This is a genomic window from Streptomyces sp. NPDC059010 (assembly GCF_042740355.1).
GTDB lineage: Bacteria > Actinomycetota > Actinomycetes > Streptomycetales > Streptomycetaceae > Streptomyces.
Genome location: NZ_JBHYJA010000035.1, coordinates 39,166 through 58,622, shown reverse-complemented (window position 1 = coordinate 58,622; position 19,457 = coordinate 39,166). Strand labels below are relative to the sequence as shown.

The 19,457-nt window shown below is 70.8% G+C and carries 17 protein-coding genes and 2 pseudogenes; 12 read left to right on the top strand and 7 right to left on the bottom strand.

Annotated features, from left to right (window positions below):
• Positions 1-9: 9 nt before the first annotated feature.
• A complete protein-coding gene (locus tag ACFWYS_RS31955; protein WP_384776287.1) occupies positions 10-744 on the top strand; it encodes a GAP family protein in 735 nt (244 codons plus the stop codon).
• A 61-nt stretch (positions 745-805) separates the two neighbouring features.
• Here the strand turns inward: ACFWYS_RS31955 and mmpA are convergent, their stop codons facing one another.
• Positions 806-952 carry a morphogenic membrane protein MmpA gene (mmpA, locus tag ACFWYS_RS31950; RefSeq protein WP_164905106.1) on the bottom strand — a complete coding sequence of 49 codons (147 nt, stop codon included), beginning with the start codon at positions 950-952 and terminating at the stop codon, positions 806-808.
• Positions 953-1,504: 552 nt separating this feature from the next.
• Positions 1,505-2,188, bottom strand: a pseudogene (locus ACFWYS_RS31945) (endonuclease V); the annotation flags it as partial.
• Positions 2,189-2,250: 62 nt separating this feature from the next.
• Between ACFWYS_RS31945 and ACFWYS_RS31940 the strand changes: the two are divergent.
• Complete coding sequence (locus ACFWYS_RS31940) at positions 2,251-2,547, top strand: YciI family protein (RefSeq protein WP_384776285.1); 297 nt, start codon at positions 2,251-2,253, stop codon at positions 2,545-2,547.
• A gap of 9 nt (positions 2,548-2,556) precedes the next feature.
• On the opposite strand, the gene ACFWYS_RS31935 is transcribed toward ACFWYS_RS31940, so the two are convergent.
• Positions 2,557-2,883 carry a plasmid stabilization protein gene (locus ACFWYS_RS31935; RefSeq protein WP_384776283.1) on the bottom strand — a complete coding sequence of 109 codons (327 nt, stop codon included), beginning with the start codon at positions 2,881-2,883 and terminating at the stop codon, positions 2,557-2,559.
• 81 nt (positions 2,884-2,964) lie between these two features.
• Positions 2,965-3,990, bottom strand: coding sequence for a WD40/YVTN/BNR-like repeat-containing protein (locus ACFWYS_RS31930; RefSeq protein ID WP_384776369.1), 1,026 nt, complete (start codon positions 3,988-3,990; stop codon positions 2,965-2,967).
• 383 nt (positions 3,991-4,373) lie between these two features.
• Here ACFWYS_RS31930 and ACFWYS_RS31925 point away from each other — a divergent pair, with 383 nt between their 5' ends.
• On the top strand, positions 4,374-4,790 hold the full coding sequence (locus ACFWYS_RS31925) for an SsgA family sporulation/cell division regulator (RefSeq protein WP_384776281.1): 417 nt from the start codon (positions 4,374-4,376) through the stop codon (positions 4,788-4,790).
• 13 nt (positions 4,791-4,803) lie between these two features.
• Here the strand turns inward: ACFWYS_RS31925 and ACFWYS_RS31920 are convergent.
• Positions 4,804-4,986, bottom strand: a pseudogene (locus tag ACFWYS_RS31920) (transposase); the annotation flags it as partial.
• A gap of 72 nt (positions 4,987-5,058) precedes the next feature.
• Between ACFWYS_RS31920 and ACFWYS_RS31915 the strand changes: the two are divergent.
• The gene (locus ACFWYS_RS31915) at positions 5,059-5,496 is read left to right on the top strand and encodes a glutaredoxin domain-containing protein (RefSeq protein WP_384776279.1); all 438 of its coding nucleotides are present in this window, start codon (positions 5,059-5,061) and stop codon (positions 5,494-5,496) included.
• A gap of 221 nt (positions 5,497-5,717) precedes the next feature.
• Positions 5,718-6,386 carry a hypothetical protein gene (locus tag ACFWYS_RS31910; protein WP_384776277.1) on the top strand — a complete coding sequence of 223 codons (669 nt, stop codon included), beginning with the start codon at positions 5,718-5,720 and terminating at the stop codon, positions 6,384-6,386.
• Between the two features lie 107 nt (positions 6,387-6,493).
• On the opposite strand, the gene ACFWYS_RS31905 is transcribed toward ACFWYS_RS31910, so the two are convergent.
• Positions 6,494-7,345, bottom strand: a complete 852-nt coding sequence (locus tag ACFWYS_RS31905) for an isocitrate lyase/phosphoenolpyruvate mutase family protein (RefSeq protein WP_384776275.1) — start codon at positions 7,343-7,345, stop codon at positions 6,494-6,496.
• A 415-nt stretch (positions 7,346-7,760) separates the two neighbouring features.
• Here ACFWYS_RS31905 and ACFWYS_RS31900 point away from each other — a divergent pair, with 415 nt between their 5' ends.
• From ACFWYS_RS31900 to ACFWYS_RS31880, 5 genes are all read left to right on the top strand, one after another.
• On the top strand, positions 7,761-9,383 hold the full coding sequence (locus ACFWYS_RS31900; RefSeq protein WP_384776273.1) for an ABC-F family ATP-binding cassette domain-containing protein: 1,623 nt from the start codon (positions 7,761-7,763) through the stop codon (positions 9,381-9,383).
• A 10-nt stretch (positions 9,384-9,393) separates the two neighbouring features.
• Positions 9,394-11,661, top strand: a complete 2,268-nt coding sequence (locus ACFWYS_RS31895; RefSeq protein ID WP_384776271.1) for an ATP-binding cassette domain-containing protein — start codon at positions 9,394-9,396, stop codon at positions 11,659-11,661.
• 101 nt (positions 11,662-11,762) lie between these two features.
• Positions 11,763-12,539, top strand: coding sequence for a dimethylargininase (gene ddaH / locus ACFWYS_RS31890; protein WP_384776269.1), 777 nt, complete (start codon positions 11,763-11,765; stop codon positions 12,537-12,539).
• Between the two features lie 217 nt (positions 12,540-12,756).
• Positions 12,757-13,731, top strand: a complete 975-nt coding sequence (locus ACFWYS_RS31885) for an acyl-ACP desaturase (RefSeq protein WP_384776267.1) — start codon at positions 12,757-12,759, stop codon at positions 13,729-13,731.
• A gap of 88 nt (positions 13,732-13,819) precedes the next feature.
• Complete coding sequence (locus tag ACFWYS_RS31880) at positions 13,820-16,291, top strand: hypothetical protein (protein ID WP_384776265.1); 2,472 nt, start codon at positions 13,820-13,822, stop codon at positions 16,289-16,291.
• Here the strand turns inward: ACFWYS_RS31880 and ACFWYS_RS31875 are convergent.
• Positions 16,272-16,526 carry a WhiB family transcriptional regulator gene (locus tag ACFWYS_RS31875; protein ID WP_384776263.1) on the bottom strand — a complete coding sequence of 85 codons (255 nt, stop codon included), beginning with the start codon at positions 16,524-16,526 and terminating at the stop codon, positions 16,272-16,274. The genes ACFWYS_RS31880 and ACFWYS_RS31875 overlap by 20 nt on opposite strands.
• 285 nt (positions 16,527-16,811) lie before the next feature.
• Between ACFWYS_RS31875 and ACFWYS_RS31870 the strand changes: the two genes are divergently transcribed.
• On the top strand, positions 16,812-17,603 hold the full coding sequence (locus ACFWYS_RS31870; RefSeq protein ID WP_384776367.1) for a VOC family protein: 792 nt from the start codon (positions 16,812-16,814) through the stop codon (positions 17,601-17,603).
• Between the two features lie 177 nt (positions 17,604-17,780).
• On the top strand, positions 17,781-19,454 hold the full coding sequence (abc-f, locus tag ACFWYS_RS31865) for a ribosomal protection-like ABC-F family protein (RefSeq protein ID WP_384776261.1): 1,674 nt from the start codon (positions 17,781-17,783) through the stop codon (positions 19,452-19,454).
• Positions 19,455-19,457 lie beyond the last annotated feature (3 nt).

Genomic DNA, 19,457 nt, shown 5'->3' with positions numbered 1-19,457 from the left:
GATCGCCCCATGGTCTTCGACCTGCTGCTCATCGCCCTGGCCATCACGCTCGACCCGCTGCCCCTCATGGCGTTCGTCCTGGTGGTGGCATCCGCCAGAGGCGTGAGGACAGGGATCGCCTTCATCTCGGGATGGGTGGCGTGTTTCGTCGTGGTGATCACTCTGGTCCTGACGCTGACCGGCGGTCAGCCTCCGGACCCGAGGTCATCTCCGTCCACGGCGAGCCTGGCGGTCAAGATCCTCATCGGAGTGTTGCTGGTCGTGTACGGCCTCCGCCGGCACCGACGGCCCGTTCGCCACCGCACGCCGCGCGGCGACATCGCCGAGGGGCCGCAGCACGACTCGGTGCGGGTCGACCCGTCCGGCGTCGTCGCCTCGCCGTCGCGCGGGAAGTCGTCCGCGTTCCTCACCGCCCGGATGGACCGCGGCGCGATCTGGCCGGCGGCGGTACTCGCCGTCCTGCTCCAGCCTTGGGGCCTTGTCGCTGCCGGCGCCGTGACCGTGATGGAAGCGGACGGCTCCCACCCCACGACCTGGCTGGTGCTGTTCGCGTTCTGCACCATCGCGACCGCCAGTCTGCTCACCGCCGAAATGTACTTGGTCCTCAAACCGGGGTCGGCCCGACACCGGCTGCGGGAGATGCGCTCCTGGATGGAGGACCACTCGGAACGGGCGATCGTGTTCGGCAGTGTCGTGATCGGCCTGTGGCTGACCGGGAAAAGCATCTACGAGCTGACCAGTTGACGCCGTGCCCTCGACGCGGGCACCACCCGCGCCTGCGGGGGGGGCGTTGCAGGTACGGGCCCTAGAGCGGCCACCCCGCAATGGTGTAGATCATCCCGACGATCCAGCCGAGCCCGGCCAGCGTGGCCAGAACCAGCGCGGCCGTCACGGCCCGCTCGACGGGGCGGTCGGGGTCGGCGAGGGGCTTCGGGGAGCGGTGCGTCGTCATGCGGCACAGCCTGCCGATCACTTCCGGGATGGGCATCCGTACAGGTACTCAGACGACGTACTCAGCCGGGACTCCCCGTGGGCGTCATCGATCGGCGTCACCCGTCGGCGGCCACTCCCCCAGCGCTTCCGCCATCCGGTCCCGCACGGACGGGTCGGGCGCCAAGGTCGCGAGCCGGACGGCGACGGGGCCGATCTGCCAGCCCGCGTGATGGTCGAAGAAGGGAGCGGGCCCCGCCTCGTTGTGGGCGACTTTGCCGACCAGCTCCGCGAGACGAAGCAGCAGCCGCTGCTGCTCCGTCGGGTGCTCCCAGGCATCGTGCCCCCGCCCGCGGACCAGCTCGAACACCTCGCGTCCGCGGCTCCACCGAGCACGGTCGGCCGCGAGTTCCACCGCAGCGTCGATCTCCGGGGTCCGGCCCAGGGCCTCCGCCGCTGTCGCGAGCACCCGCCCCGCCCAGCTCACGGGCAGGGGCTGGCGCTCGAACACGGAACGTCCCCATGTGCGGGTGGGATCCGCCGCAGCTCGGGCGGCGAGTTCCGGCCGCGGACGGGTCGCCTCCTTGAGCGCCTGCCTGCACAGGGAGTCCGCGCGGCGTGTCGTCTCGGGCAGGCGGTACTCGGGGGTCAGGGCCAGCGCGTGGGAGCAGGCGTTGTCGAGGCTCACGCGGTGGCCGACCGAGATGAAGACCGGCTTGACCGCGTCCCGGGTGCGCAGGGCGCGGCCGACCTCCTCGTCGCCCGCCATGAGCGGGGCGGAGGATCCGCGTGCGGTGGCGGGGTCGTCGTAGGTGAAGGTGAACGGGTTCTTGGCGACGCCGATCGTGGGCAGGCCGGTGAGGACGCCCAGGTGGCTGGCGAGGCCGAAGCGGCGGGGGTGGGCGAGGCCGTAGCCGTCGCAGACGACCAGGCCGGGCGGACAGGGCAGGGCGTCGAGGGCGGCCAGCACCGTGGGGATCTCGCGGAAGGCGAGCAGGCCGGGCACGTAGGGGAAGGACATCCGGCCGACGGCCGTGGCCTCGGCGACGACCTTCAGGGTCGCCGCGTCCAGCACGACCGCCGCGGCCGCGACCACGTCGCGCTCGTCGTCATAGGCCACGTCCACGCCTGTCACGTGCCCGGTGCCCGGCGGCGGTCCCGGCTCGTCGAGCACCACCCGCTCGCGCAGCTCGTCCTGAACGGCGCGGGCCTCTTCCTCGGTCGCGGGCCAGCCCGCGGGAATGCTTACGGTCGTCATGGTGGGCATGAGCGTACGGGGGCACGGACGGGCGCCCCGGGCCCAGGGGTAGGCTCGCGATCATGTTCGTGCTGGAGCTGACCTACACCGCCCCTGTCGAGGACGTCGACGCCGTGCTGGAGGCGCATGTGGCGTGGCTCGATGAGCTGTACGAGAAGGGGGTGTTTCTCGCGTCCGGGCGTAAGAACCCCCGCGACGGCGGGGTGATCCTGGCCGTCGCGGAGAGCCGCGGGCAGATCGAGGAGATCGCCGCCACGGATCCGTTCGTCGGTGCCGGTGTGTGTGCGTATCGCATCACCGAGTTCGTCGCCACGAAGACGGCGCCGGCGCTGGAGCGGTATCGCGAGACGCTCGGCTGAGGAGCCTCGTCACTTGCCGCCCAGAGCCTGCTTCAGCTGGCTCTTGTTCATGTCCGAACGGCCCTGGATGTTGCGGCGCTTGGCCTCCTCGTAGAGCTGGTCGTAGGTCGGGCCCTGGGAGCCCTTGCCCGACCTCTGGCCGCCCCGCTTGCCGGAGGACATGTCCTGGGTGGACGTACGGCTGGCGGTCTTCGACTCGCCCGAGCGGGCGCGCTCCTTGTTCACCGTCCGCGCCGCGATCTCCTCGGCGCGCGAGGCGCTCTCGCCCCGGTCCTGGGCGCTCTGCTTGATGTGCTCGTACTGGCGTTCACGCTTGGCACTCGAACCGCGTGGCATGTCGGTCACTCCTCTCGCGGTCCGCGTCCGAGTACCCGCATTCCGGCGTCAGGTCTCCTCCCGCCCCGACGCGCTCCACCGTCAGCCTTCCAGTCGCGCGACCCGCCCCTTCTCTCCCGCCGCCCAGCACCCCAGGTCGGGCGTGCAGTCCACCGTGTCGTACGAACCGCTGTCGACCGTCCGCCAGGTGCGCCCGCCGTCGGTCGTCAGGTCGGTGCCGGTGGGGCCGACCGCGAGGGCGGCGCTGCGGCTGTACGGGAGCCAGGCCACGCCGGAGCGGTAGGCGTTCACCGGCGTTGCGGCGGGCCGCCATGTGGCGCCCCCGTCGGCGGTGCGGGCTGCCGCCTGCGGCGAGGTCTGGTCCGGGCGGTAGTCCCCGCCGACCGCGAGGCCGTGCGTACGGTCCCGGAAGGCGACGGCGAAGACGCCGCGGGCCGGGTCGCCCGCCGGGATCGTCGCGTCGGCAGCCGTCCACGTCAGCCCCCGGTCGCCGGAGTGCAGCACGCGCGCGCGTGCGGCCCCGCCGGTGGCCAGCCAGACATCCTTAGGCCCGGAACTGACCAGGCACTGCCCGCTCGCCGCGAAACCGGCCTCGCCCTCCAGCGCTGCGGGCATCCCCTCGCTGGGCAGCACCTTCCAGGAACGGCCGCCGTCGCTGGTCGACTGGATGCGGAACCGGCCGTCGACCGGGTCGCTCATCGCCAGGCCGTGGCGGCGGTCGAAGAAGGTCATGCAGTCGTAGAAGGCCTTCGCGTCGGTGTTGCGGAAGGACTCGGTCCAGGTCGCCCCGCCGTCGTCCGTGCGGTACACGCGAGACGCCTCGCCCTCGCCGATCGCCAGCACCACGGCCCGCCGCGCGTCGAACGCCTCGACGTCCCGGAACTGCAGCTCACCGGCGCCGGGCGGCGAGACGTTCCGCCAGCTCGCGCCGCCGTCGGTGGTGCGCAGCACGGTGCCCCGGGTTCCGGCCAGCCACGCGGTGTTCCGGCTGACCGCCGCCAGCCCCCGGAACCGCACCTCGGGCGTGCCGCTGTCCTTGAGTTCCCAGTGCGGTCCCCGGCGCTCCGGCTCGTGCGCCTGCGCGGGTACGGCCGTCAGCGCGGCCATCGCCGCCCCGCACGCCACCCCCGCGGCCACTGTCCGAAACGTACGCCCCAACCGTCGCGTGCTCCCCGAACGCCTCATGGCGGGCGAAGCTAGCCGACTGCCACGGCGCCGTCCAGATGGCCACCCCAACCCCGGAAGACCACGCCAGGACCACGCCAAGGCCACGGACGATCACGGGTGACCACAGGGGACAACAGGCGATGACTGTCGATGACAAGCACCCTTCCCGGCACAGGAGGGCGAATCCCTCACTCCCGTGCATGAAGGCGGTGACACAGGTCACTCGACATTCGTGTGCACGGATTGGCCGATTCCATCGTCTCTACCAGTGCCCGGTCTCGTCCGCCCGGATGTTCGTCCAGCCGTCACAAGGGAGCAAGGCGTTGTCCACCCTCATCGAGCAGCCCGTCGAGGCCCGTCTCGTCGCCGCCGCGCCGCGGATGCCGAGCATTCCCGCGACCCTTCACTACGACCGGCGCGACCCGTTCGCCGTCCGCATGACCTTCCCGGCCCCGGCCACGTTGGAGGGCGTTGAGGTCTGCTGGACCTTCAGCCGCGAGCTGCTCCTCGCCGGCCTGGAGGGTCCCGAGGGTCACGGCGACGTCCGGGTGAGACCGTACGGCTTCGACCGCACCGTCCTGGAGTTCCATGCCCCCGAGGGCACCGCGGTCATCCACATCCGCAGCAACGAGGTCCGGCGCTTCCTGCAGTCCACGAGCGACCTGGTCCCCCTCGGCCTGGAGCACCTCCAGCTCGACCTGGACCGCGACCTCGCGGAGCTGATGCGGGACGCCTGCTGAGCTTGTCCTACCGTTTTGGCGCACGGGCCGGACAGTGCAGGTGCGGGCGGATGTTCCGAAACCCCGGGCGGACTCGGGCCGGGGTGAGCTGTGCGGGCTCGGCCGGCTTCTCCCGGCGGCGGCGGAGGTCCGCTGCGGCTTCGCGGGTGAGCCGGAGCTGGGTGTGGGCGGCGATGATCAGCCATGTCCAGCGGTCTCCGGTCGGCGAACACCCAGGTGAGGGGCCTAGTTCGAGGAGTATTTCGATTCATCGATAGCCTGCGTCACCATGATGCGCGCGTGGATCCTGCCGATGCTGCTTGTGCTCAGCGGCTCAGCCGTCGCGACTGGGCTGATCTTCAAGGGGAGCCCCGGCACAGCCGCGGCACTCCTGCTGGCGTTCCTGGCGCTCGCCGGCGTGAACTCGCCCCTGATCTTCCCGAGATCGATCGGCGCGCTGGAGGCACAACGCCGCAGCGCGGCCGACGGCCGGCCGGTCGTCTTCTGGCGGCCGGGCTGCAAGTACTGCATCCGACTGCGCATCCGGCTGGGCCGCAGCTCCCGCCGGCTGCACTGGGTCAACATCTGGCGCGACCCGGCTGCAGCCGCAGCGGTGAGAGCAGCCAACGACGGTAACGAGACCGTGCCGACCGTCGTCGTGGCGGGCCAGCCACACACCAACCCCGATCCCGAATGGGTACGCCAACAGCTCTCCTCTTCCGCGTGATCAGTAACCACGCTCTACCGAAGAGGCGCCCGCATGTGGGCCGGCGGTCAACTGGCTCTCGTTGAGACGATCCGTCTGGCCCCCACTGAGGCGGTGGTGTTGGGACCACCCCTCTTTCGGTGTTCAGGGCCAGCGACGACGCCCTCCGCGAGCGGCAGGATTCACACGTCGGCAAACGGACCGACGCGCATCCACCACACGCATCGCCCCGGGGGACACCCATGACTGAAACCTTCGCGCGCCGCCTGACCGGCGTCGCGGGAATCGCTGCCGCAGCCGCCCTCATCATCGAAGTGCCCCTGTACTTCGTCTACTCGGGCCCGCCACCGGACGTGAACGTGCTGAGCAGGCTGCTGATCGGGATCGTCGCCCTGGCCTGCCTGGTCGTGTTCGTGACCTCCCTGCGGGAACTGGTCAAGCGGGTGAGCCCGGCCTATGAGTGGGCCGGCTCGATCGCCTTCACCACGGGACTGGTCTATGCGACGATCACGCTGGTCTCCAGCGGTCTGGAAGCCGGCGCGGTCATCGCCGCCGACCACCCGATCGACCCGACCATCGCGGTCAGCGGCACATACATCCTGTACGGGTCGATCTCCCGCCTGATGCTGGCACTGTTCCTGACCACCGTCGGCTTCATCGTCTCGCGCACGAACCTGCTGCCGCGCTGGACCAGCCGGTCGGCCTACGCACTGGCGGGGATCAACCTGGCCTTCGTGCCGTCCCTGTTCTTCGGCAACAACCCCGCGCATTTCTACGCGGCCAACGGCTGGGGCACCACCGCCCTGATGGGGGCGGTCCTCAGCTACTGGCTGCTGGCGCTGGGCATCTCCACCTACCGCAGCGGCGCCCGGCCGCCCGCTGCAACCCGAACACCGGCGACGGAGTACTGACAGCCTCCGCAGCAGGTGCATGTGGTGCCGCCCCATCACGGGCCGGCACCACATGCATCACATCGAGCGCACTTGCTCAGTCGTCCCGCCGGCCGGGCACGGCCCGGCTAACGCTCCTGGCCCAGCAGGGAGTTGAGCTCGCCGTAGTCGAGCCCGCCCGCCAGCGTCTCGTACGTCCCGGCGTCGAGGAGCTCCCGCGCGGCGCGCCGGACGAGAGCATGGGCGGCCTGGGCGATGGCCGAGCCGGCGCTGACGCGGGCCACCCCGAGCCCGGCCAGTTCGGCGACGGACGGTGCGCCGGGTCCGACCAGGACGTTCAGTGGCGCGTCGATCCCGTCGACCAGCAGCTTCACGGTCCCTGGGTCGACGGCCCCGGGGACGAAGATCCCGTCGGCACCCGCGGCGAGGAAAGCGGCCGCCCGCTCCAGCGTGGCGTCCACTCCCCCGGCGCCCCGCAGGAAGGTGTCGATGCGGGCGTTCACGAACAGCGGCACCCCCTGATCGTCGGCCGCCTCGCGGGCCGCGGAGATCCGCTCGGCCTGGTCGGACACCGAGCGGAGCGGTCCCGCGCCGCCCTCGTACAGGGCGTCCTCGATGTTGACCCCCACCGCGCCCAGCCCCAGCACCGCCCGGATCGTCTCGGCGACGCCCGCCGGATCCTGTGCGTAGCCGCTCTCGATGTCCGCGGTGACGGGCACGTCCACGGCCGCCACGACGCGCGCGACCGCCTCCAGGGCCCGGTCGCGGTCCAGCCGGTCGCCGTCCGCGGCGCCGAGGGCCCAGGCCAGCCCCGCGCTGGTGGTGGCCACGGCGGCGGCCCCGGCGTCCTCGACGATGCGGGCGCCGGCGGTGTCCCAGACGTTCGGCAGGACGAGTGGAGTGCCGGGGACGTGCAGGGAACGGAAGGCGAGAGCGCGGTCGAGCGAGGTCCCGCCACGCTGGTCGGTGTCCTTGGTCATGCGTTCCAGCCAACCAGCCGCGCACGGGCGAGAGCTGGCAGGAATCCGACATCAACGTGAGGCGTGAGCGGGCCCTCGATCGATTACAGACCCCCGACTACAGGCGTCGACCACGGCGTCGATCACAAGCCTCGATCACCGGCCTCCGATTAATTGCGTTGACACCCTCCCGGCCCTCTCCTACGGTGTACAGCGGTCCTGTTGCCGTCGATTGGAGAAGGACGTTGCTCGTCTGAGGTCCTGAGACACCGCGTCACACCTGAGGTGTGCGCCGCGTGCGACCTCGGCGTTCGAGCCGTCCTCCGGAGCAGGGCTTTTCTCATGCCCCTCCGCTTCGAGGCCTCTCCCGTTGGTCGCCGGTGTCTCGATACGCGTTTGCCCCTGATCCATTTCGAGCAACCGCGGAGGCGCCCTTATGCCTACTTCCATCACCTGTACCTCCCTTTCCTTCGCCTGGTCCGACGGCACCCCCGTCTTCGAGGACCTGGACGCCGCGTTCGGTCCCGGCAGGACCGGGCTCGTCGGCGTCAACGGGTCAGGAAAATCAACCCTGTTGAAGCTCATCGCCGGTGAGCTGACCCCGGCCGACGGCGGCGTGCGCGTCGCGGGCGAGGTCGGCTACCTCCCGCAGAACGTCACGCTCGACACCGCACTGAAGGTCGACGAGGCCCTCGGTATCGCCGCACAGCGGGCCGCGCTGCACGCCATCGAGGCGGGCGACGTGACCGAGGAGCACTTCGAGACCGTCGGCGACGACTGGGACGTGGAGGAGCGCGCTCTCGCCACCCTCGGCGAACTCGGGCTCGGCCACGTCGAGTTGGACCGCACGATCGGCGAGGTGTCGGGCGGCGAGTCGGTACTGCTGCGGCTGGCCGCACTGCTGCTGCGCCGACCCGACGTTCTGCTGCTGGACGAGCCCACCAACAACCTCGACCTGTACGCACGCAGGCGGCTGTACGCGGCCGTCGAGTCCTGGCCGGGGGTGATGGTGGTGGTCAGCCACGACCGTGAACTCCTGGACCTGGTCGACCAGATCGCCGATCTGCGCTCCGGGGAGATCACCCGGTACGGCGGCAACTACTCGGCGTACGAGGAGGCTCTCGCCACCGAGCAGGAGGCGGCCGAGCGTATGGTGCGGGTCGCCGAGGCCGACCTGAAGAAGCAGAAGCGTGAACTGGTCGACGCCCAGGTCAAGTTGGCCCGCCGCAAGCGGTACGGCCAGAAGATGTGGGACCAGAAGCGCGAGCCGAAGATCGTCATGGGTGCGCGCAAGCGCGCGGCGCAGGAGTCCGCGGGCAAGCACCGGATCATGCACGAGGAGAAGCTCGCCGATGCCAAGGACCGGCTGGATGAGGCGGTGGAGGCCGTGCGGGACGACGACGAGATCCGCGTCGACCTGCCGTACACGGCCGTACCGCCGGGCCGCAGCGTGCTCACGCTGCGCGACCTGGAGCTGGTGTACGGCGCGCGGGTGGCCGGTCTCGATCTGCACGGTCCGGAGCGGATCGCGCTGATCGGGCGCAACGGCTCGGGCAAGACGACGCTGCTGCGGACGGTCGCCGGCGAGCTGGCGCCGGTGGCGGGCGAGGCGACGGCGCATGTGCCGCTGCGCTTCCTGCCGCAGCGCCTCGACGTCCTCGACGACGAGCTGTCGGTCGCCGAGAACGTGGCCCGGTTCGCGCCGGGTGCCACCAACAACCGGATCCGGGCACGCCTGGCCCGCTTCCTGTTCCGGGGCGCCCGAGCCGACCAGAAGGCGGCGACGCTCTCCGGCGGCGAACGCTTCCGGGCGACGCTGGCCGCGCTGATGCTGGCGGAGCCCGCGCCGCAGCTGCTGATGCTGGACGAGCCGACGAACAACCTGGACATGGCGAGCGTGCGGCAGCTCACCACCGCCCTGGAGTCGTACGAGGGCGCGCTGATCGTGGCCAGTCACGATCTGCCGTTCCTGGAGTCGATCGGCATCACGCGCTGGCTGATGGTGGAGGAGGGAGAACTAAAGGAAATCACGCCAGAAGCTGTCGGGTATTCCGCCTAGCTTCGGGGGCATGCCCGATTCCACGCCCCAGTTCATCACCATCACCAAAGCGAGCGAGAACAACCTCAAGGACGTCTCCCTCCGTATCCCGAAAGGCCGGCTGACCGTGTTCACCGGCGTTTCGGGATCGGGGAAGTCGTCCGTCGTCTTCGACACGATCGCGGTGGAGTCGCAGCGTCAGCTGAACGAGACGTTCACCTGGTTCGTCCGCAACCGGCTGCCCAAGTACGAGCGCCCGCACGCGGAGGCGCTTCAGGACCTCTCCCCCGCGATCGTCGTGGACCAGCGGCCAATCGGGGGCCACTCCCGGTCCACCGTCGGCACGATGACCGATATCTACTCGGTGATGCGGGTGCTGTTCTCCCGGCACGGCACGCCGAGCGCCGGACCGGCGACCGCGTACTCGTTCAACGACCCCTCCGGCATGTGCCCGGAGTGCGACGGCCTGGGCCGGACGGTACGGCCGGACTGGGACCGCCTCCTCGACCCGGCCCGCACCCTCGCCGACGGCGCGGTCCGCTTCCCGCCGTTCGCCGCGGGCACCTGGCAGGGGCAGGCGTACACCAACAGCGCCGACCTCGACCCGCACAAGCCCGTTCGCGACTTCACCGCCGCCGAGCGGGAGTTCCTGATGCGGGGCCGCCCCGGCAGCAAGGTCACCGTCAACGGGTCGGGCGGCACCTGGACCACCGACTACGAGGGCCTCGCCACCCGCTTCGAGCGGCTGTATCTGAAGCGGGACCTGTCGGCGATGAGCCAGAAGACCCGCGACCTGGTGCGCGCGTTCCTGGTGGAGGGCGCCTGCCCGGTCTGCGACGGCGCCCGCCTGAACGCGGCGGCACTCGACACCCGCATCAACGGCCTGACCATCGCCGACTGCACCCGCATGCAGGTCACCGACCTGATCGCGGCGCTGAAGGCCCTCGACGACCCGGTCGCCGGACCCATCGCCCGCGCCGCCGTCACCGCCCTCGACCGCATCGACGCCATCGGCCTCGGCTACCTCAGCCTCGACCGGGAGACGGCCACCCTGTCCGGCGGCGAGGGGCAGCGCCTGAAGACCGTGCGGCACCTGGGCTCCAGCCTCACCGGCATGACGTACATCTTCGACGAGCCCAGTGTCGGACTGCACCCGCGGGACGTCGGCCAGCTCGGCGATCTGCTGCTGCGGCTGCGCGACAAGGGCAACACCGTGCTGGTGGTCGAGCACGACCCGGACGTCATCGCGCTGGCCGATCACGTGGTCGACATGGGGCCCGGGGCCGGCGCGGGCGGCGGGCAGGTCGTGTTCGAGGGGACGCCGGGTGAGCTGGCCGGGTCGGACACGGTGACCGGGCGGTGCCTGGGCCGTCGTACCGCGGTCAAGGAGGAGGTGCGACCGGCGCGCGGTGGGCTCTGGGTGAAGGGGGCCCACCGGCACAACCTGCGGGACGTGACGGTCGAGTTCCCGACCGGGGTGCTCACGGTGGTGACCGGGGTCGCCGGGTCCGGGAAGAGCACACTGGTCAGGGAGTTCACCGTCGCCCATGCCGACGCGGTGGTCGTGGACCAGTCGTCGATCGGGATCTCCGGGCGGTCGACCCCGGCGACGTACCTGGGGATCATGGACACGGTACGGAAGATCTTCGCGCGCCGGACCGGCGCCGAGGCGGGCCTGTTCAGCTTCAACTCCTCCGGCGCCTGCGGCACCTGTGAGGGCCGCGGAATCATCTACACCGACCTCGCCTTCATGGACCCGGTGACCACGACCTGCCACGACTGCGAAGGGCGGCGCTTCAAGGACGAGGTACTGCGGCTGACCATGGACGGCAACTCCATCGCCGACGTGCTGGCGATGACGGCCGATCAGGCGCTGGGGACCTTCCAGGACGAGGGTGTACGACGTCGTCTGCGCGCCCTGCGGGACGTCGGGCTGACGTATCTCACGCTCGGGCAGCCGCTGTCCACGCTCTCCGGAGGTGAGCGGCAGAGGATCAAGCTGGCGACGCGGCTGCACCGCACCGGAGCGGTGTACGTCCTGGACGAGCCCACGACCGGGCTGCACATGTCGGACGTCGACGGGCTGCTCGCGCTGCTGGACCGGCTGGTCGACGCGGGCAACACGGTGGTGGTCGTCGAGCACAATCTGGACGTGGTGGCGCACGCGGACCGGATCATCGACCTGGGGCCGGGCGGCGGCCGGGACGGCGGTCGGGTGATCTTCGAAGGAACGCCACGAGAGCTCCTCAAGGCCGGCGATTCCTTCACCGCGGAGCATCTCAGGAGGGCCACAGCCTGACAACGAGGGTTTTGTGCGGGCGGACCGGGCCTGCATGATGGCAGACCGGTGCCCGGCACATCATGGGGCGCCGAACCCGCAATCGATCCGGAGATCCCGTCGTGCCCAGCAAGAAGGCCCTCGTCCGCCGCCCGAGCCCGCGCCTCGCCGAAGGGCTGGTGACGCATATCGAGCGGGAGAAGGTCGATGCCGGTCTCGCGGTCGAGCAGTGGGAGGCGTACGTCGAGGCCCTGCAGACGCACGGCTGGGAGACGATCGAGGTGGACCCGGCCGACGACTGCCCCGACTCGGTGTTCGTCGAGGACACGGTCGTGATGTACCGCAACGTCGCGCTGATCGCCCGCTCCGGCGCCGAGTCCCGGCGCGAGGAGACCGAGGGCGTCGAGGAGGCCGTCGCCTCGCTCGGCTGCTCGGTGAACTGGATCTGGGAGCCGGGCACGCTGGACGGCGGCGACGTCCTGAAGGTCGGCGACACGATCTACGTCGGCCGGGGCGGCCGGACCAACGCGGCCGGCGTCCAGCAGCTGCGGGCCGCCTTCGAGCCGCTCGGGGCGCGGGTCGTCGCCGTACCGGTGAGCAAGGTGCTGCATCTGAAGTCGGCGATCACGGCGCTGCCCGACGGAACGATTCTGGGCCGCATCCCGCAGCTGGACGCCCCGTCGCTGTTCCCGCGCTTCCTGCCGGTGCCGGAGGAGTCCGGGGCGCATGTGGTGCTGCTCGGCGGCGAGAAGCTGCTGATGGCCGCGAGTGCCCCGAAGACGGCGGAGCTGCTCGCCGACCTCGGCCACGAGCCCGTACTGGTCGACATCAGCGAGTTCGAGAAGCTCGAAGGGTGTGTGACATGTCTCTCGGTGCGGATGCGGGAGCTGTACGCCTGACGACTGAGTGGATCGCTCTTTCAGCCCCGGGACCTGCGGGTCCCCGGGGCTTTGCGCATGCCCGTGAACTCCCCGCCGAATGGCTGCTGATCAGCAGTCTTTACACGGCCCTTAACCTACGGCTTCGTAACCTACGGGTTCGTAGCCTACGATCCCGTAGGTTCCGGCAACCGCTCGCCGGGCACCTTCTCGTGTCGTGCGTCCCCCTGGAGTTCCTGTGACCATTACTTCCCCTCACCTCGGAAGCCCTGCCGTCTGGACCGACGCCCGGCTGCTGCACGCGCTGGAGGAAGTGGTCGAGACGGAACTCAACCGGCATCTGAAGGTCGCGAAGGACTGGATGCCGCACGAGTACGTGCCGTGGACGGACGGCCGCAACTTCCCCGGCCTCTTCGAGGACGGCGAGAGCTGGGACAAGGAGCAGTCCAAGGTCACCGAGATCGGCCGGATCGCCCTCGTGGTGAACCTCCTCACCGAGGACAACCTGCCCAGCTACCACCACGAGATCGCCTCGCTCTTCGGCCGTGACGGCGCCTGGGGCACCTGGGTGCACCGCTGGACCGCCGAGGAGGGCCGGCACGGCATCGTGATGCGTGACTACCTGCTCACCTCGCGCGCGGTGGACCCGGACAAGCTGGAGCAGTTCCGCATGTCCCACATGAGCGAGGGCTTCGAGTCGGACAACCGCCACTCGATGCTCCACTCGGTCGCCTACGTCGCCTTCCAGGAGCTCGCGACCCGCATCTCGCACCGCAACACCGGCCACCAGTCGGGCGACCCGGTCTGCGACCGCATGCTGGCGCGCATCGCGACCGACGAGAACCTCCACATGATCTTCTACCGGAACCTGCTCAAGGCCGCCTTCGAGCTCGCGCCGGACCTGACGATGCAGGCGGTGCGGGACGTCGTCGTGAACTTCCGTATGCCCGGCCACGGCATCCCCGGATTCGAGCGCGCCGCCGCCCAGATGGCCATCGGCGAGGTCTACAACATGCGCATCCACCACGACGACGTCCTCCAGCCCGTGCTGCGCTTCCTGAAGATCATGGAGATCGACGGCCTCGGCCCGGAGGGCCAGAAGGCTCAGGAGGAGCTGGGCCTGTTCATGGGCGGCCTGGACAGCGAGGCCTCGAAGTTCGACGAGAAGCTCGCGGCGCGCAAGGCCCGGATGGCGGCTCGCGCCGGAGGCTGACCCTCCGCCGGAGGCCGGCCCTCCGTCCTGTTGTAGCGATTTACGACCACCCCCTGCGGTGCCACGGTGCCCGAAGGGGGTGAACACCATGGCCCAGACCCATGAATGGATGTTCTACGAGGTCATGTGGCGCGCCTGGGCGGGGCGGGACCGGCTCCCGTATCCCGTGCCCTGGTGGGCGCAGCAGGCCTTCCGGCGCTGGAGCGACGACTTCGACTCCGGCACCTACGAATCCAAGGAGGCGGCTCTCGCCTCGAACGCCCTGTACCGCTACTGGCACATGGTCGGGGTGAAGGACCACCGCCAGGAGTCCCTGATCGGGCAGGCGGGCGAGATCGAGCCCGTCTACGACAAGTACTGCCTGGCCTTCTTCCTGCACGACCCGGCGACGGGCTCCTTACGACTGCCCCAGCTCCCGGACGGCGGACTGGTGGAGCAGCGGATGGCGGCCCCGCATCTGCCGGTCGTGCTCACGACCTTCCGGACGCCCGAGGGCGTCGAGTTCGTGCAGCGGACGTTCGCCTCGACGGTCGGTCCCAGCCGGCGCGACCTGGTCGTCAGCCGCCTCACCGTGGGCAGTCCGACCGGGCAGCCGCGCGAGGGGCTGCTGTGCGCGGCCGTACTGCCGGCGGGGCCGAGCGGGTTCCAGCGGCACGACCGCAACGGACGGCAGATCACCGACCGGCGGCTGACGTTCCTGCGGCATCTGCCGGACGAGGGGCGGGTGGAGACGAACGCGGGCTGGGGTCCCGTCTTCGACACCCCGCCCGAGCAGTACGGCGTCTACGGCAACACCGACCAGTCCTTCGACCCGGACTCCTATCTCACCCACAGCGCGTTCCACGACCTGGTCGTCGGCGGCAAGCTGAACGGCGCGCTGGAGGCGCAGGACCAGGTGGCGGGGCTGTGCAGCGCGGTGTTCGCCTGGCCGTTCCGGGTGGTGGACGACGAGGTCTTCGAGATCGACGTACGGCTGCCCGTCGATCTGTTCAGCGGACCGGGCGACCTGGCCGAGCTGAGGGGCACGCCGAGCGCCGAACTGGAGGCGGCCAACCGGGACTTCTGGACCGCGAAGCTGCTCGGTCAAGGGCTCCAGCCGTCGCTGCCGCGCCCGGTGGCGCACCTCAGCGACCTGTTCCGGCAGGCACGGTCGCAGTTGCTGATCCTCTCCGACCACGGAGAGATCCATCCGGGCCCCACGGTCTACGACTCCTTCTGGATCCGCGACTCGTCCGTGGAGGCGACCGCCTGCTCGCTCGTCGGCGATTCGGCCCTGGCCGAGCGGCAGTTGGGCACGCACTACCCGCTGAGGTTCAACCGAGGCCCGGGACGCATCGGGCCGTGCGCCGAGTACGGCTTCTACGGCGGCCCGCACGAGAAGGACGACCGGGAGTGGGACAGCAACGGCCAGGCGCTGTGGGCGATCGGCCGCTACGACCGTACGAGCGGCCCGCGTTCGGCCTTCGGCGCCCGGCTGTACCTCCCGTACGTACGCGACGCGGCCCGCTGGATCCGGGACAACCGCGACCAGTACGGCCTGCTGCACAGCGGCTGGAGCGCCGAGCACCTGGGCGAGCGCGACAAGCCGCACTACTGGGACGACCTCTGGGCGCTCGCCGGGCTGTACGAGGCGGCGCGGCTGGCCGAGCGGATCGGGGCGCCGGAGGTCGGTGAGCTGTGGGGCGCCTTCGACGACGTGAAGCGGGCCACCGGCGACTCGATCCGCTGGGTGCTGGGCGAGCAGCGGCGGCGCGGGGCGTGGGAGACGTACATTCCGACCGGGCCCGCCGACGTCGGCCGCCTCGACTCCACGATGATCGGCGCGGCCGCCTACTTCCATCCGCTGCGCCTGCACATGGGCAACAAGCTGGGCGACGACATCGACCTGGCGGCACGCTTCACGCTCGACACGATGTACGCCCACTTCGTCACCGGCGGCTTCCGGCACGAGGCGGCCTGGAACGCGTACGGGCCCTATCTGACCATGCAGTTGGCGCACGCGTATCTGCTGGCCGGTGATCCGGCGCGGATGGACGCGCTGCTCGGCTGGACGGTCGCCGCGGGCTTCCCGAAGGTGGCCGGGCGGGCGGTGGCGCTGGGTGCCTGGAACGAGCAGCACGCCTTCCCGGTGGCGTCGGACTTCCGTGAAGTGCCGTACGGCCGTTGGTACATGGGCGACATGCCGCACGGCTGGGCGGCCGCCGAGTATCTGCTGCTGCTCCGCGACATCCTGTTCTTCGAGGCCGACGAGGACCGCGACCCGCACCTGTACATCGCGCCCGGGGTGCGGCCGCACTGGGTGCCTGCCAGGGAACGGCTGACGGTGGACGACGCTCCGACCCTCTTCGGGTCGCCGTTCGGCTACCGGCTCGCGCACGACCCGGCGGAGCGGACGGTGACCGTCGACATCACGCAGGCGCCGGAGGCGGTGCGGTTCGTCTATCCGTGCCGGTTCGGTGAGGTGCGGTCGGTGTCGGCGGACGGGCGGGAGCTCGCGGTCACGGGCCAGGACGTGCGGGTGCCGGCCGGGACCGGGCGGTTCAGTGTGACGTACGCCTGATCTCCAGGCGTTCCTTCTCCGACAGGCCGCCCCAGACACCGAAGCGTTCGTCGTTGTCGAGGGCGTAGTCCAGACAGGCGGAGCGGATCGGGCACAGACCGCAGATCCGCTTCGCCTCCCGGACGGAACTTCCTGGTTCGGGGAAGAAGAAGTCCGCCCCGGTCTGTGCGCACAACGCCTCCTGCTGCCAGGTCAGGTCGGGCGAGGTGATCGTTGTGATCGTGTCGAAGTGCATGGTCAGGATCGTGCCGGGCAGCGAAAAACGTTCGATCAACGCCCGATCAACGCCGCGCCCCAGGGCCTCCGGCCGACTCGATGGTCCCCCTCCGCAGGCCGCCGCGCACGGCGGCGCGCGGAAGCGGTTGAAAACAAGAAGGGGCCACGGCTGTCACACACGGTGACCATGGGGGCGGGTCGGCCGTCGGTGGCGTTCCGGCAGCGATTGTCAGTGGGCGGTGCAAGACTCGGCAGAGCAGACATCGACAGAGCGGACGAGGAGACCCTTCCGAGGAGGGCGATGATGCTCACCACCCGTTACGTCACCGGCGCGCCGAACTGGATCGACCTCGGCACACCCGACATCGAGGGTGCCCGTGCCTTCTACGGCGGCCTGTTCGGCTGGCGGTTCCAGCCCGGCGGGCCCGAGACCGGCGGTTACGGCCTCTTCCAGCTCGACGGCAGGACCGTGGCCGGCGGTATGCAGACCACCGAGGAACAGGGGCCGCCGTCCTGGACGGTGTACTTCCAGACCCCCGACGCGGACGCCACCGCGAAGGCCGCCGAGCAGGCGCACGGCTCGGTGCTGGTGCAGCCGATGGATGTGCTGGACCTGGGCCGCATGGCCATCCTGGCCGACAAGGCGAGTGTGCCGTTCGGCCTGTGGCAGCCCGGCGCCAACAAGGGACTCGACGTCGTCCAGGAGGCCGGCTCGCTGTGCTGGCTGGAGCTGTACACGACGGACGTACCGGCCGCCGCGGGGTTCTACAACGCGACGCTCGGCCTGGAGACCTTCGCCCTCGACTTCTACGGCGGCACCTACACGACGTTCAGCCCCGGCGGGCAGGGCGAGGACGCCATGTTCGGCGGTGTCGTCGACAAGGCCGACGACCCGGTGGAGGCGGAGGGTCCCGCGTACTGGCTGCCGTACTTCGAGGTGAACGACACCGACGCCACGGTCGCCAAGGCGCGGGAGCTGGGCGGCACGGTCCGGATGCAGGCCACGGATCTGCCGGACGTCGGCCGGATCGCCAAGCTCAGCGACCCGTACGGGGCACGGTTCGCGGTGATCAAGAGCGCGTCGGCGCAGGGCTGAGGGGACGCGGGACTGAGGGGACGCAGGGCTGAGGGGGCGAGCCATACGAGTGGAGACGAGACGTACCGTTCTGCTACGGTAGGCATGTGACTTTCTACTTCTTTCTCTGAGTCCGGGCACGGCCGACGCCGCCGTTTCCGCTGCCCGTAGACCCTTCACATCCCCAGGGAAAGTCACATGCGCGAACGCGCCCATATCTCCGTGCCCGCTGCCGTGGCACAGCTGTCCGTCAAAGGCGTCAGCAAGTCCTACGGCACCCGGCTCGTCCTCGACCAGGTCTCCTTCACCGTCCGCCCGGGCGAGAGGGCCGCCGTCATCGGCGAGAACGGCTCGGGGAAGTCCACCCTGCTGCGCCTGCTCGCGGCGGCCGAGGTGCCGGACGCCGGCGAGCTCACCGTCGGCTTCCCCGGCGGCATGGGCCACCTCGCCCAGACCCTCGACCTCGACCCGGACCGCACCGTGCAGGACGCCGTCGATCTCGCCCTCGCCGAACTCCGCGACATGGAGCGCCGGCTGCGCACGGCCGAGGAGGGGCTCGGCGATGCGTCGGAAGACGAACTCGCCGCTTACGGTGAGCTGCTGATGGCGTACGAGGAACGCGGCGGATACGAGGCGGACGCCCGCGTGGATGCCGCGATGCACGGACTCGGGCTCGCCGGGATCACCCGCGACCGTCGGCTCGGGTCGCTCTCCGGCGGCGAGCAGTCGCGGCTCGCGCTCGCCTGTGTGCTGGCCGCCGCCCCCGAGCTGCTGCTCCTCGACGAGCCGACGAACCATCTCGATTCTGCGGCCGTGCGCTGGCTGGAGGAGCGTCTGCGCGCACACCGCGGCACGGTCGTCGCGGTCACTCACGACCGCGGCTTCCTGGAGCACATCGCCACCACGATCCTCGAAGTCGACCGCGCCGCGCACACGGTGCACCGGTACGGCGACGGCTGGGCCGGCTACCGCGCCGCGAAGGCCGCCGCCCGGCGCCGCGCGGAGCAGGAGCACGCGGACTGGCTGCAGGACGTCGCCCGGACCGAGGAGCTGCTCGACGCCGCCGGGAAACGGCTGGCCACGACCGGCGGGGATCCCCGGCAGGGCTTCGGCAAGCACCGCCGCTCGCACGAGGCGAAGCTCGGCGGGCAGGTGCGCGCGGTCCGTGACCGCCTGGCCCAACTGCGGCGCAACCCGGTGGCGGCGCCGCCACAGCCGCTGCGATTCACGGCTCCGCTGCCGACGGCGGGGGGCGGGCATCCCGGCGACCGGCCGCTCGCCGAACTCGACGGCGTCACGGTCGGCGCGCGACTGCGGCTGGACGGACCGCTGGCCGTCACGCCCGGGCAACGGCTGCTGGTCACGGGCGAGAACGGAGCGGGCAAGACGACGCTGCTGCGGGTCCTGGCCGGCGACCTGGAGCCGGACGCGGGCACGGTCCGCCGCCCCGCCCGCATCGGGCACCTGCCCCAGGAGCTGCCCGCGCGCTCCACCCGGCTCCCGCTGCTCGCCGCCTTCGCGGCCGGGCGTCCCGGGCTGCCGGAGGAGTACGCCGAACAGCTGCTGGCACTGGGCCTGTTCCGCGAGGAGGACCTGTATGTCCCGGTCCCGGCGCTGTCCGCCGGCCAGCAGCGGCGGCTGCAGATCGCGCACCTGGTGACCCGGCCCGCGGACCTTCTCGTACTCGACGAGCCGACCAACCACATCGCGCTCGACCTGGTCGAGGACCTGGAGGCGGCGCTCGCGGCGTATCCCGGAGCGGTGGTCGCGGTCTCGCACGACCGCGGCTTTCGCGAACGGTTCCCCGGGGAGCGGCTGGAACTGCGCGACGGCCGACGGGAGTCGGACTCGCTGTGCGCGTGCGCGCCCTGAGCC

Coding starts and splice junctions, on each gene's coding strand:
- ACFWYS_RS31955 (WP_384776287.1), top strand. CDS start 10: ATGGTCTTCGACCTGCTGCTCATCGCCCTGGCCATCACGCTCGACCCG.
- mmpA (WP_164905106.1), bottom strand. CDS start 952: ATGACGACGCACCGCTCCCCGAAGCCCCTCGCCGACCCCGACCGCCCC.
- ACFWYS_RS31940 (WP_384776285.1), top strand. CDS start 2,251: ATGTTCGTGCTGGAGCTGACCTACACCGCCCCTGTCGAGGACGTCGAC.
- ACFWYS_RS31935 (WP_384776283.1), bottom strand. CDS start 2,883: ATGCCACGCGGTTCGAGTGCCAAGCGTGAACGCCAGTACGAGCACATC.
- ACFWYS_RS31930 (WP_384776369.1), bottom strand. CDS start 3,990: ATGGCCGCGCTGACGGCCGTACCCGCGCAGGCGCACGAGCCGGAGCGC.
- ACFWYS_RS31915 (WP_384776279.1), top strand. CDS start 5,059: ATGATGCGCGCGTGGATCCTGCCGATGCTGCTTGTGCTCAGCGGCTCA.
- ACFWYS_RS31910 (WP_384776277.1), top strand. CDS start 5,718: ATGACTGAAACCTTCGCGCGCCGCCTGACCGGCGTCGCGGGAATCGCT.
- ACFWYS_RS31905 (WP_384776275.1), bottom strand. CDS start 7,345: ATGACCAAGGACACCGACCAGCGTGGCGGGACCTCGCTCGACCGCGCT.
- ACFWYS_RS31900 (WP_384776273.1), top strand. CDS start 7,761: ATGCCTACTTCCATCACCTGTACCTCCCTTTCCTTCGCCTGGTCCGAC.
- ACFWYS_RS31895 (WP_384776271.1), top strand. CDS start 9,394: ATGCCCGATTCCACGCCCCAGTTCATCACCATCACCAAAGCGAGCGAG.
- ACFWYS_RS31880 (WP_384776265.1), top strand. CDS start 13,820: ATGGCCCAGACCCATGAATGGATGTTCTACGAGGTCATGTGGCGCGCC.
- ACFWYS_RS31875 (WP_384776263.1), bottom strand. CDS start 16,526: ATGCACTTCGACACGATCACAACGATCACCTCGCCCGACCTGACCTGG.
- ACFWYS_RS31870 (WP_384776367.1), top strand. CDS start 16,812: ATGCTCACCACCCGTTACGTCACCGGCGCGCCGAACTGGATCGACCTC.
- abc-f (WP_384776261.1), top strand. CDS start 17,781: ATGCGCGAACGCGCCCATATCTCCGTGCCCGCTGCCGTGGCACAGCTG.